This window comes from Streptomyces sp. NPDC056987 (assembly GCF_042673865.1).
GTDB lineage: Bacteria > Actinomycetota > Actinomycetes > Streptomycetales > Streptomycetaceae > Streptomyces.
The window spans coordinates 345,357-356,904 of record NZ_JBHURV010000003.1; the positions used below are offsets into that span (position 1 = coordinate 345,357).

General features: G+C 73.1%; 10 protein-coding genes, 2 rRNA genes and 1 pseudogene. 3 read left to right on the forward strand and 10 right to left on the reverse strand.

Annotated features, from left to right (window positions below):
• Window positions 1-50 precede the first annotated feature (50 nt).
• From recN to ACFTZC_RS06015, 4 genes are all read right to left on the reverse strand, one after another.
• The gene (recN, locus tag ACFTZC_RS06000; RefSeq protein WP_382887224.1) at window positions 51-1,802 is read right to left on the reverse strand and encodes a DNA repair protein RecN; all 1,752 of its coding nucleotides are present in this window, start codon (window positions 1,800-1,802) and stop codon (window positions 51-53) included.
• 124 nt (window positions 1,803-1,926) lie between these two features.
• The gene (locus ACFTZC_RS06005; protein WP_382887285.1) at window positions 1,927-2,844 is read right to left on the reverse strand and encodes an NAD kinase; all 918 of its coding nucleotides are present in this window, start codon (window positions 2,842-2,844) and stop codon (window positions 1,927-1,929) included.
• Window positions 2,845-2,942: 98 nt separating this feature from the next.
• Entirely contained in the window at window positions 2,943-3,758 is an 816-nt protein-coding gene (locus ACFTZC_RS06010) for a TlyA family RNA methyltransferase (RefSeq protein ID WP_382887225.1), read from the reverse strand.
• A 34-nt stretch (window positions 3,759-3,792) separates the two neighbouring features.
• Window positions 3,793-4,098, reverse strand: a complete 306-nt coding sequence (locus ACFTZC_RS06015) for a hypothetical protein (RefSeq protein WP_382887227.1) — start codon at window positions 4,096-4,098, stop codon at window positions 3,793-3,795.
• Window positions 4,099-4,141: 43 nt separating this feature from the next.
• Between ACFTZC_RS06015 and ACFTZC_RS06020 the strand changes: the two genes are divergently transcribed.
• Window positions 4,142-4,489 (forward strand): sterol-binding protein, encoded by a 348-nt coding sequence (locus ACFTZC_RS06020; RefSeq protein ID WP_382887228.1) that lies wholly within the window; start codon window positions 4,142-4,144, stop codon window positions 4,487-4,489.
• On the opposite strand, the gene ACFTZC_RS06025 is transcribed toward ACFTZC_RS06020, so the two are convergent.
• Window positions 4,478-5,347: an ABC transporter ATP-binding protein gene (locus tag ACFTZC_RS06025; protein WP_382887229.1), complete on the reverse strand. Its 870-nt coding sequence runs from the start codon at window positions 5,345-5,347 to the stop codon at window positions 4,478-4,480. The genes ACFTZC_RS06020 and ACFTZC_RS06025 overlap by 12 nt on opposite strands.
• 240 nt (window positions 5,348-5,587) lie before the next feature.
• Between ACFTZC_RS06025 and ACFTZC_RS06030 the strand changes: the two genes are divergently transcribed.
• Window positions 5,588-6,472, forward strand: coding sequence for a siderophore-interacting protein (locus tag ACFTZC_RS06030; RefSeq protein ID WP_382887230.1), 885 nt, complete (start codon window positions 5,588-5,590; stop codon window positions 6,470-6,472).
• Between the two features lie 160 nt (window positions 6,473-6,632).
• Here ACFTZC_RS06030 and ACFTZC_RS06035 read toward each other — a convergent pair whose 3' ends face one another.
• Window positions 6,633-7,661: an HAD-IIA family hydrolase gene (locus ACFTZC_RS06035; protein ID WP_382887232.1), complete on the reverse strand. Its 1,029-nt coding sequence runs from the start codon at window positions 7,659-7,661 to the stop codon at window positions 6,633-6,635.
• Window positions 7,662-7,745: 84 nt separating this feature from the next.
• Between ACFTZC_RS06035 and ACFTZC_RS06040 the strand changes: the two genes are divergently transcribed.
• Window positions 7,746-9,083, forward strand: coding sequence for a DUF1015 family protein (locus ACFTZC_RS06040; RefSeq protein ID WP_382887234.1), 1,338 nt, complete (start codon window positions 7,746-7,748; stop codon window positions 9,081-9,083).
• Between the two features lie 46 nt (window positions 9,084-9,129).
• On the opposite strand, the gene ACFTZC_RS06045 is transcribed toward ACFTZC_RS06040, so the two are convergent.
• From ACFTZC_RS06045 to ACFTZC_RS06060, 4 genes and pseudogenes are all read right to left on the reverse strand, one after another.
• Entirely contained in the window at window positions 9,130-9,882 is a 753-nt protein-coding gene (locus ACFTZC_RS06045; protein ID WP_382887286.1) for a hypothetical protein, read from the reverse strand.
• Window positions 9,883-9,963: 81 nt separating this feature from the next.
• Window positions 9,964-11,070: pseudogene (locus ACFTZC_RS06050) on the reverse strand (hypothetical protein); the annotation flags it as partial.
• A 151-nt stretch (window positions 11,071-11,221) separates the two neighbouring features.
• Window positions 11,222-11,338 (reverse strand): 5S ribosomal RNA (rrf, locus tag ACFTZC_RS06055).
• A 136-nt stretch (window positions 11,339-11,474) separates the two neighbouring features.
• Window positions 11,475-11,548, reverse strand: a 23S ribosomal RNA gene (locus ACFTZC_RS06060); the annotation flags it as partial.

Genomic DNA, 11,548 nt, shown 5'->3' on the forward strand with positions numbered 1-11,548 from the left:
GTCAGCTCCGACGACCCGCTCCAGCGGCCCGTGCCGACGGCCACCCGCCCCTAGGCGTCCGAACGGGCCGTGGCCAGCAGTTCCTCCGCATGGGCGCGGGCCGTTTCCGAGTCCTCCTGGCCGGCGAGCATCCGCGACAGCTCCCGTACCCGGTCCTCGCCCTCCAGGATCGTCACCCCGGAGCTGGTCACCGACCCGTCGACCGTCTTCTCGACCAGGAGTTGCCGGTCCGCGAAGGCCGCGACCTGGGGGAGGTGGGTGACCACCACCACCTGCGCGGACCGGGCGAGCTTCGCCAGCCTGCGGCCGACCTCGACCGCCGCCTTGCCGCCGACGCCCGCGTCGACCTCGTCGAAGAGATACGTCGGTACGGGGTCGGACCCGGCGAAGACCACCTCCACGGCGAGCATCACGCGCGACAGCTCACCGCCCGACGCGCCCTTGGCGATCGGCCGGGGCTGGGCGCCGGGGTGCGGGGCCAGCAGCAGTTCGACCTCGTCGGCGCCGTGCGGCCCGTAGGCCACGGAGCGTCCGCCGACGTCGACGCCCGCGCTCTCGTCCGGCGACTCGGTCTGCCGGATGTCGAACGAGACCCGCGCGTGCGGCATGGCCAGGGAGGCCAGCTCCGCGGTGACGGCCTCCGCGAAGCGTGCCGCCGCCTCCGTACGGGCGTCGGTGAGCGCCTGGGCGAGGCCGGAGAGTTCGGCGCGCAGCGCGTCCCGCTCGGCCGTCAGCTCGCCGATCCGCTCGTCGTCGCCCTCCAGCTCGGTCAGCCGCGCGGCGCTCTCCTCGGACCAGGCCAGTACGGCGTCGATGTCCGTGCCGTACTTCCTGGTCAGCCCGGTCAGCGCGGCGCGGCGTTCCTCGACGGCGGCCAGCCGGCGCGGATCGGCGTCCAGGTTGTCCGCGTATCCGGCGAGTTCACCCGCGACGTCCGTCAGGAGGATCGCGATCTCCCCCAGCCGGTCGGCCAGCCCGGCCAGCACCGGATCGTGAGCCTTCACCGCCTCCAGGGCCCGTCCCGCGCCCCCCACGAGGGTGGTCGCGTCGACGCCCTCCGGGTCCTCGGGGTTGCCCGCGAGCGCCGCGTGGGCGAGGGAGGCGGCCGAGGCGAGGGCCTCCGCGTGGCCCAGCCGTTCGGCCTCCGCCGCGAGTTCGGTGTCCTCCCCCGCCAGGGGTTCGACGGCCGCGATCTCGGTGAGCCCGAAGCGCAGCAGATCGGCCTCCTGCGCGCGCTCCCTGGCCCGGGTCGTGAGTTCGTCCAGCTCGGCCGCCACGGCCCGCAGCCTGCGGTACGCGGTGGCGTACGCGGCGTGCGGGGCGCCGACCGCGTCCCCCGCGTACCGGTCCAGGGCCTTGCGCTGGCGTGCGGGGCGCAGCAGGCCCTGCTGGTCGGTCTGGCCGTGCACGGCGACGAGGTCGTCCGCCAGCTCTCCCAGCATGCCCACCGGCACGGAGCGTCCGCCGAGGTGGGCGCGCGAGCGCCCCTCGGCCGAGACGGTCCTGCTGATGAGCAGCGCGCCATCGTCGAGCTCCGCGCCCGCCTCCTCGGCGCGCAGCGTCGCCGGCGCGCCCGGGGCAAGCGTGATCCGCCCCTCGACCACCGCCGACTTCGCGCCGATCCGCACCAGGGCGGGATCGGCGCGCCCGCCGAGCAGCAGCCCCAGGCTGGTGACGACCATGGTCTTGCCCGCGCCGGTCTCGCCGGTCACCGCCGTGAAGCCGGGTGACAGCTCGACGACCGCGTCGTCGATGACCCCGAGCGACCGTATCCGCATCTCCTCCAACACGGTGACGACCATACGAGGTCCCGGCACCGGGTGCGCGACGCACCCCACCCCCGAGTTCACGGGAGGACCGGTGTCCGGGTGGTCCGCGATTCATCCCGTACGGGGCCGAACCACCCGGAACCGCACACGGCCGCTGTCAGTGCGGTGCCCCGCGCCACCCGGAGACCGGCAGGGCGAACTTGGCCACCAGCCGGTCGGTGAACGAGGCGTGGTGCAGCCGTGCCAGCCGCACCGGGACGGAGCCGCGCCGCACCTCCACCCGCGCCCCCGGGGGCAGTTCGATCGTCCGGCGTCCGTCGCACCACAGCACCCCGTTCGGGGTGTCCTGCTGCACCTCCACCGCGAGCACCGTCGTCGGCGACGTCACCAGCGGTTTCGCGAAGAGCGCGTGGGCGCTGATCGGCACCATCAGCAGCGCCTCGACCTCCGGCCAGACCACCGGACCGCCCGCCGAGAAGGCGTACGCGGTCGAACCGGTCGGGGTGGCGCAGACGATGCCGTCGCAGCCGAATCCGGTGACCGGCCGGCCGTCGATCTCCAGGACGACTTCGAGCATCCGCTCGGGCGAGATCTTCTGGACGGCCGCCTCGTTGAGCGCCCAGTCCTGGTGGACGACATCGCCGTTGCTGTGGACGACGACATCGATCGTCATCCGCTCCTCGACCTCATACGCACGAGTGACGACCCGGTCGACGACCTTGTCCAGATCGTCCCGTTCCGCCTCGGCGAGGAAGCCGACCCGGCCCAGGTTGACGCCGAGCATCGGCACACCGGAGGCGCGCGCGAACGCGGCGCCGCGCAGCAGGGTGCCGTCCCCGCCGAGCACGATCAGCAGCTCGCACCCCTCCAGCGCGTCGGGGATGGCCTCGGGCGCCGTCTGGACGGAGTCGGGCAGCGGCAGATCGACCGCCTCGCTGTCCAGCACCCGGACCCCGATCCCGCTGCGCACCAGCCCGTTCACGACCAGTTCGGCGCTGCGGATGGCCGCCGGACGGCCGGTGTGGGCCAGCAGGAAGACGGTCCGGTCGGCGTTCGCCGCGCGCTCCTCGTCCAACGCGTTCTCCCCGTCCCACAGCCGTTCTCCGGCCGCCACTCGTCCTTCGGCCGCCACTCGCGCTTCGGCTGCCCCGCGTCCTTCTGCTGCGTTCGTCGTCACCGGGGTCCCTCCGCCACTGCGCGGTCGACATCCGCCGGGTCCAGCTCGGGCGCCCCGGCGCGGAGCCACAGGAAGTACTCGACATTTCCGGAGGGTCCGGGCAGCGGGCTGGCGGTGACGCCCCGTACGCCGAGGCCGAGTTCACCCGCCCGCCGGGCCACGTTCCGTACGGCCTCGGCACGCAGTTCGGGACTGCGGACCACACCGCCGCTGCCGAGGCGCTCCTTGCCCACCTCGAACTGCGGCTTGACCATCATCACGAGATCGGCGTCGGGGGCGGCGCAGCCCACCAGGGCCGGCAGCACCACCCCCAGCGGAATGAACGACAGATCCCCCACGATCAGATCCACGGGCTCCCCTTCGATCGCATCAAGCGTCAACTCACGTACGTTCGTACGGTCCTTGACGGTGACGCGTTCATCGCTCCGCAGCGACCAGGCGAGTTGTCCGTATCCGACGTCCACCGCGACGACCCGGGCGGCCCCCGCGCGCAGCAGCACATCGGTGAAACCGCCGGTGGAGGCGCCCGCGTCGAGGGCGCGCCGGCCCCGTACCTCCAGGCCGAGCGGTACGAAGGCGGCGAGCGCGCCCGCGAGCTTGTGGCCGCCGCGCGAGACGTAGTCGGGGTCGGCGTCGTCCGCCTTGACGACGACGGCGGCGCTGGTCTCCACCTGTGTGGCGGGTTTGGTCGCGGTGGTGCCGCCGACGGTCACCCGGCCCGCGGCGATGAGCTGGCTCGCGTGCTCGCGCGACCGCGCGAGGTTACGGCGTACCAGCTCGGCATCGAGACGGCGGCGTGCCAGTCCAGCCACGTTCGGTTCAGCTCCTGTGGTCGTACGCGAGAGGTCACCGGGGCGGGCCCGGGGACCCCGGAGGTGAGGGGGGTCCGGGAGGTGCGTCGAGCGCGGTCAGCACGTCGCGCAGTCCCCCGTGCACATCCTCGTACACCTCGATGTGGCCGTCGGCGGGGAGGTGGTCGGCGTCGGCGAGCCGGTCCAGCGTACGGTCCACCCCGGCATCGCCCGTCGGGGTGCGGGCCACCCCGAGGGGACGGGGCTCCGGCGGGCCGGCGGACTCCGTCGGGCTCACGGACTCCGGCGGGTCCGTCGAGCCCGCCGGGTCGGGGGCCGGGTCCGCGGTCACGTCGCTCATACCCAAGACGCTACCGCGAAGGGCTGCGGTACCGTCGGTGCCGATGGCGACGAAGGAGGAGTGCCGCGGCGCACTCGACAAGCTCTCGGACAATCTGGCGCGGACCGACGGCGAGGCAGGCCGGGCGGCCGGCTTCGACCGCTCTCTGAGCTGCCACATCACCGATCTGGACATCACATTCACCGGGCGGCTGGTGGACGGCCGGATCGCGGTGGCCGACACGGTCGCGGGACCGCCGCCCGACCGGGCCCAGATCAGGCTGGCCATGACGGGCGACGATCTGGTGGCACTGGTCGACGGCGAACTGAACTTCGCCCGCGCGTGGGGCGCGGGCCGGGTCAGGCTGGAGGCCGGCTTCCGGGATCTGCTGCGCCTGAAGTCACTTCTCTAGCAGCTCGGCGGCCTGCCGGTCCGCGTCCACCGCCGCCCCGGCCGCGCACTCCTGCCCCCTCGACGGCTTGCGCCGTGCCCGTCGCCCCGCGGGCACCACCAGCGGCGTACCCGTCTCCGGGTCGTCGATGACCTGGCAGCGCAGCCCGAAGACCTCCTCCACCCGCTCGGCCGTCACGACCTCCGCCGGGGCGCCCTCCGCCACGATCCGCCCGTCGCGCATCGCGATGAGGTGCGTGGCGTACCGGGCGGCGTGGTTGAGGTCGTGCAGGACGGCGACGAGCGTACGGCCCTGGCTCTCGTGCAGCTCGGCACAGAGGTCGAGCACGTCGATCTGGTGCTGGATGTCGAGGAAGGTGGTCGGCTCGTCCAGCAGGAGCAGCGGCGTCTGCTGCGCGAGGGCCATGGCGATCCAGACGCGCTGGCGCTGGCCGCCGGAGAGTTCGTCGACATAGCGGTCGGCCAGTTCACCGACGCCGGTGGCCTCCATCGACTCGCCGACGATCCGCTCGTCCTCCGGCGACCACTGGCGCAGCAGCCCCTGGTGCGGGTAGCGGCCGCGCGCCACCAGGTCGGCGACGGTGATGCCGTCGGGCGCGATCGACGACTGAGGGAGCAGCCCGAGGATCTTGGCGACCTTCTTGGCGGGCATCGCGTGGATGACCGAGCCGTCGAGCAGGACGCGCCCCTCGGCCGGCTTGAGCATCCGTGAGAGCGCACGGAGCAGGGTCGACTTGCCGCAGGCGTTCGGGCCGACGATCACCGTGAAGGAGTGGTCGGGAATCTCCACGGAGAGATCGCGGGCGATGACCCGCTGGTCGTAGCCGAGGGTCACCGATTCCGCGGTGAGGCGCTGCATGGTCGTACTCCTGGTGTCCGCGGGGTTCATTACCGATGCCGATGGCCGCTGCGGGTGAGGGGCGAGCCTGCGCGCGCCGTTCCGGGGGACTGTCGACCCACGCGAGGTTAGGTTAGCCTACCCTCGCATCTTGCTTCGATGGGGCCCGCGGCCCGACGGAGCAAAGCTCCGCCCCGCGGGGTACGCCCTGCTCCCGCACCAACTCGCCGCCGCCATCGAGAAGTCGAAGAGGCTCCCCGTATGACCGACGTTTCGCCGTCCACCACCACCGCTCCACCCCCGTCCCTCTCCCCTCCCCCGCCCCCTCCGCCCTTCCAGTTCTTCACCGTGGAGGTGCTCCGCACGGAGCGGATCACCCCCGCCATGGCGCGGATCGTCCTCGGCGGCCCCGCCCTGGCGCGGATGGCCTCCGCCGGCCGGGACCAGCGCGTCAAACTCTTCCTGCCCCACCCCGGCCAGCCCGAGCCGGTCATGCCGGAGGCAGGGGCGGCCGACTGGTACGCGGAGTGGCGCGCGCTCGACCCGGCGGTGCGCGGCATCATGCGTACGTACACGATCCGCGAACTGCGCCGCGAACCGGACGAGTTGGTCATCGACTTCGCCCTGCACGGGGAGTCCGGCGACGCGTCGGGGCCCGCCTCGCGCTGGGCCGGGACCGCCGCGCCCGGCGACCGCGTCTGCGTCCTGGCGCCGGTCGACGAGGAGAACGGCGGATACGACTTCCGGCCGCCGGAGGACACCGACTGGATCCTGCTGACCGCCGACGAGTCCGCGCTCCCCGCCGTCGCCGGCATCCTCGAAACGCTGGCGCCGGGCACCCCGGCCCGGGTCTGGATCGAGGTCCACGACCCGGCGGAGCGTCAGGAACTGCCCACCAGGGCGGACGCCGACATCACCTGGCTCGTGCGGAACGCCTCGCCCGCCGCGCCGGAAGCGATCCGCGCCGCCGCGCTCCCGGCCGGCACCCCGTACGCCTGGGTCGCCGGGGAGGCGGCGACGGTGAAGGCGGTACGCCGCCACCTCGTCGGGGACCGCGGCTTCGACCGGCGCGCGGTGAAATTCAGCGGCTACTGGCGCCGAGGCGCCTCCGAGGACCGCCTGCTCCAGGCCGCCGAGGAAGCGTGACACCGCCCTCCGGGCCCACCGGCGACGGGCCCGGCGCCCGACCCCCGCACCCCGCGAAAAGCCCCGCCAGGAGCCCGGCCCGGAGCCCGATGGAAACCCGCCCCGGACGAGTCACCCCCGAGTCACCGCCGAAGTCCCGTCCGTCACCCCGCAGTCCCGCCTAGAGCCCGAGCCGGGCCAGCGCCTTCCCCGCGTCCAGCGCGCACGCGCCGTCACCGGCATCCGTCCAGGCCGCCGCGCACAGCGCCCGCAGCCCGTCCAGCGCCGTACCGTCCCCGTCCAGGACCAGCACCCCCGTACCGGCCGAGGCCGTCCAGCCGCCGCAGCCGAAGCCGCCGTCCACCGCCGCCACCTCGGGCTGGCCGGTGAGCAGCCCGCGCAGATCGGCGTCCACGTACGTCGGCCGGTACTTGGGTTCGGCGGCCAGCAGCCGCGCCCCGTCCGTCACCCCGGTCAGGACGAGCAGCGAGTCGACCCCGCCGTTGAACGCCCCCTCGATGTCGGTGTCCAGCCGGTCCCCGACGACCAGCGCCTTCCTCGCCCCGGTCCGCAGGATCGTCTCCCGGTGCATCGGGGGCAGCGGCTTCCCGGCGACCTGCGGCTCGGCGCCCGTGGCGATCCGTACGACCTCCACCGCCGCGCCGTTGCCCGGCATGATCCCGCGCGCGCTGGGGATCGTCAGGTCGGTGTTGGACGCGTACCACGGCACGCCCCGGTTGATCGCGTAGCACGCCTCGGCGAACCGCCCCCACGCCAGATCGGGGCCGCCGTACCCCTGTACGACCGCGGCCGGGTCGTCCTCGGCCGACTCGACCGGCTCCAGCCCCCGCTCGCGCAGCGCGATCCGCAGCCCGTCACCCCCGATGACCAGCACCTTCGACCCCGCGGGCAGCTGCTCGGCGATCAGCCGGGAGACCGCCTGCGCCGAGGTGATCACATCGGCGGGCTCCGCGGGCACGCCCAGCTCCGTGAGATGGGCCGCGACGGCGTCCGGCGGGCGCAGGGCGTTGTTGGTGACGTACGCGAGCCGCATCCCCCCGTCCCGGGCCGTACACAGCGACTCGACGGCGTGCTCGATGGCCTCCCCGCCGGCGTACACCACCCCGTCGAGATCGAGCAGAGCCGTGTCGTACGCCTCGCTCAGCGCGGTCGCACTCCCGCTCGGCCTGGTCCTGCTCTGCTCGCTCATCCTGTTTACGCTCCTCGTCCGGGACTTCTCACCCGATCATCGCTCATGCCCACCCCGTCCATACGATGCACATACGATGCTCGGATGAACACAACAGGTCCTGCGGACAAGGGTCTGCGACTGATTCCGTTCCGTGGGCTCCGGTACGTCCCGGAACGTGTGGGCAGCCTGTCCGCGGTGACCTCGCCACCGTACGACGTCGTCGTCAGGCCCGACGGACTGCACCACCTGGAGTCCGCGGACCCGCACAACATCGTCCGGCTCATCCTGCCGCAGGCCGCCACCCCCGCGAACCGGCACCACCAGGCGGCGGCGACGCTGGAGCGGTGGCTGGCGGACGGCGTCCTCGCGCGGGACCCCGAGCCCGCGCTCTACGTGTACGAGCAGCGCAGGGGCGAGGTGCTCCAGCGGGGCGTCATCGGCGCCCTGGCGCTCTCCTCCCCCGCCGCCGGCATCGTGCTGCCGCACGAGGACGTGATGGCCGACGTCGTGGAGGACCGCGCGGCGCTGCTGCGGACGACGGCGGCGAACCTGGAGCCGCTGCTGCTCACGTACCGCGGCGACACCGAAGGCGCACCGTCCGCGGTACCGGCCACGCCTCAGGGCGGTACGGCGGGTGTCGTCGAGCGCGCCCTCGGCCGGGCCCCGCTCCTCACCACCACCACGGAGGACGGCTTCGCCCACCGCCTCTGGGCGGTCACGGACCCCACGGATCTGGCGCACGTCTCCGACGACCTCTCCCGCCACCAGGCCCTGATCGCCGACGGCCACCACCGCTGGGCGACCTATCTGCGGCTGCGCGACGAACACGCGGCGGCGGCCGGACCGGAGGGACCGGCAGGGGCGGCGGGGCCCTGGGGGTACGGCCTGGTCCTGCTGATCGACACGGCCCGCTACCCCCTCCAGGTCCGCTCCATCCACCGTCTGCTGCGCGGACTGCCGGTGGGCCGGGCGCTCGACGCGCTCGCGGGCGCGTTCCGGGTCCGTACGGTCGGCGGACCGCTCCCCGAGGCACTGGGCGCGCTGGGGGACGCGGCGGCCACGGGCAACGCGTTCCTGCTCGCCGGGGACGGCCGCTTCCACCTCGTGGACCGCCCGGACGAGGAACTGCTGGCCCGTACGGTACGGACCGACCGCCCGGCGGCCTGGCGGCGGCTGGACGCCACGGTCCTGCACGCCGCACTGCTGGACCATGTCTGGCGGATCCCGGACGACCCGGAACACATCTCCTACCTCCACGACACCGAGGCGGCCGTCGTCCAGGCCGAGCGCACCGGCGGCACGGCGGTCCTGATGCACCCGGTGCGCGAGGACGTCGTACGGGAACTGGCGCGCCAAGGCGTCACGATGCCGCGCAAGTCGACGTCGTTCGGCCCGAAGCCGGCCACGGGCCTGGTCATGCGGAGCGTCACCTTCGACTGACGGTGGGCGGCACCCCTGCCGGGATACCGCCCACCTCTGTCATCGGTCAGCGCTTGTCATCGTCGTCGACGACGATGTCCTCGTCGACGAGCGCGTCCGCGTCCGCGTCACCCACGGGCGGGGCGGCGGCGCCGGCGTCGGTGCGGACCGGGGCGTCGTTGTCCCCCTCCGCCTCCTCCTCGTCCATGGCGTCGACGAACTCGACCCCGTCCAGCTCGGCGAGCCGGTCCGACGCGTCGGTCGCGCCGTCCTTGTCCGCCTCGATGGTCCTGCCGAACCACTCGCGCGCCTCGTCCTCACGCCCGGCCGACAGCAGCGCGTCGGCGTACGCGTAGCGGAGCCGCGCGGTCCACGGCTGGACGGAGCTGGACGCCAACTCGGGGCTCTGCAGGGTGACGATGGCGGCGTCGATCTGCCCCATGTCCCTGCGCGCGCCGGCCGCGACGAGCCGCATCTCGACCTGCCCCGCCTTGTCGAGCTTCTGCACCTCGGGCTCGCCGGCCATGGCCATCGCCCGCTCCGGCCGGCCGAGACCGCGCTCGCAGTCGGCCATGACGGGCCACAGCTCCACGCTGCCGGTCATCCGCCGCGCCGCCCGGAACTCGGCCAGCGCCTCGGAGTACTTCTGCGTCGCGTACGCGGCGAAGCCGGCGGCCTCGCGCACGGCGGCGACACGGGAGGCGAGCCGCAGGGCGATCCGCGAGTAGGCGTACGCCCGCTCGGGGTCCTCGTCGATGAGCTGGGCGACCATGACGAGGTTACGGGCGACGTCCTCCGCGAGCGTCTTGGGCAGGCTCATCAGCTCCTGCCGCACGCTCTTGTCGATCTCGTCGCCGGTCACGTCGTCCGGGATCGGCAGCCGCTTGATGGGCTCGCGGTCACGGTCCCGGTCGTCACGCCGCTCGTAGCCGCCACCGCGGTTGTCGTCCCGGCCGCGGTATCCGCCACGGTCGTCGCGCCGGTCGTCACGGCGCCCGTAACCGCCCCCGCCGCCACGGCTGTCGGCACCCCGGTCGTCACGGCGCGGGCCGGCGGGCCGGCCGCCCCGGTCGTCACGCCGGAAGCCGGGCCGATCGTCGCGCCGGAAGCCACCGGACCGGTCATCACGCCGGTCGTCGCGACGCGGACCACTCGGCCGGTCGTCACGCCGGAAACCACCGGACCGGTCATCACGACGCGGAGCACTGGACCGGTCATCACGCCGATCATCACGACGCGGACCGCTCGAACGGTCATCACGGCGATCGTCGCGGCGGAAACCACCGCGGTCGCCACGGTCGTTGTCACGCCGGGGACCACTCGGCCGGTCATCACGCCGGTCGTCACGCCGGAAACCACCGGACCGGTCATCACGACGCGGACCGCTCGAACGGTCATCACGCCGGTCATCACGGCGGAAACCACCGCGATCGCCACGGTCGTCGTCACGACGGGGGCCGGAAGGCCGGTCGTCACGCCGGTCGTCACGCTGGAAGGCAGGACGGTCATCACGGCGCGGGCCGCTGGGCCGGCCGCCCCGGTCGTCCCGCTGGAAGGCGGGCCGGTCGTCGCGACGGGGACCACTCGGCCGGTCATCACGCCGGTCATCACGCCGGAAACCACCGGACCGGTCATCACGACGCGGAGCACTGGACCGGTCATCACGACGATCGTCACGACGGCCGTAACCGCCACCACCACGGTTGTCACCGCCGCCCGGCCGACCGCCCCGGTCGTCACGGCGACCGTAGCCACCGCCACCACCGGAACCAGAACCGGAACCGGAGCCGAAACGGGAACCCGAGCCGGGACGGCCGCCCCGGTCGTCGTCGCGACGGGGCCCGCTGGGCCGGCCGTCCCGCGCGCCACGGAACCCGCCACCGCGCTGGTCGTCGCGACGCGGTCCACGATCGCGATCGTCACGGCCGCCTCGGAAGCCGCCCCGGTCGCCGCTGTCACTGCGGCGCGGGTCGCGCTCAGGACGGTCGTCGGAGGAATTGGGGGACATCGGTTGGGCTCCTGTCTTCGGGTACCGCAGCCATTCTCGCGCAGTCGGGGTACCGACGGGCGCCTGGGACGGTGGCTTCGGGTAATAGAGGGCAAAACAAAAAGGACCCGTAGCCCAGCGTGAACGCTGGACCACGGGTCCTTGAAAGATTGTTCGGCGGCGTCCTACTCTCCCACAGGGTCCCCCCTGCAGTACCATCGGCGCTGTGAGGCTTAGCTTCCGGGTTCGGAATGTAACCGGGCGTTTCCCTCACGCTATGACCACCGAAACCCTATCGGGCCATCCCACACATACATATGGGATATCGGCACTTAGCGAACAAGCACACTCTTCAATTGAGTACAACTGGTTCAACCGGTGCGACTGTTCGCAACCCGGGAACCACACAGTGGACGCGAGCAACTGAGGACAAGCCCTCGGCCTATTAGTACCAGTCAGCTCCAACCGTTACCGGTCTTCCACATCTGGCCTATCAACC

Excerpts from the sequence above, each read along its gene's own strand:
- ACFTZC_RS06025 (WP_382887229.1), bottom strand. The coding sequence starts at position 5,347 with ATGCAGCGCCTCACCGCGGAATCGGTGACCCTCGGCTACGACCAGCGG.
- ACFTZC_RS06045 (WP_382887286.1), bottom strand. The coding sequence starts at position 9,882 with ATGAGCCTGCCCAAGACGCTCGCGGAGGACGTCGCCCGTAACCTCGTC.
- ACFTZC_RS06030 (WP_382887230.1), top strand. The coding sequence starts at position 5,588 with ATGACCGACGTTTCGCCGTCCACCACCACCGCTCCACCCCCGTCCCTC.
- ACFTZC_RS06020 (WP_382887228.1), top strand. The coding sequence starts at position 4,142 with ATGGCGACGAAGGAGGAGTGCCGCGGCGCACTCGACAAGCTCTCGGAC.
- ACFTZC_RS06040 (WP_382887234.1), top strand. The coding sequence starts at position 7,746 with ATGAACACAACAGGTCCTGCGGACAAGGGTCTGCGACTGATTCCGTTC.
- ACFTZC_RS06035 (WP_382887232.1), bottom strand. The coding sequence starts at position 7,661 with ATGAGCGAGCAGAGCAGGACCAGGCCGAGCGGGAGTGCGACCGCGCTG.
- ACFTZC_RS06015 (WP_382887227.1), bottom strand. The coding sequence starts at position 4,098 with ATGAGCGACGTGACCGCGGACCCGGCCCCCGACCCGGCGGGCTCGACG.
- recN (WP_382887224.1), bottom strand. The coding sequence starts at position 1,802 with ATGGTCGTCACCGTGTTGGAGGAGATGCGGATACGGTCGCTCGGGGTC.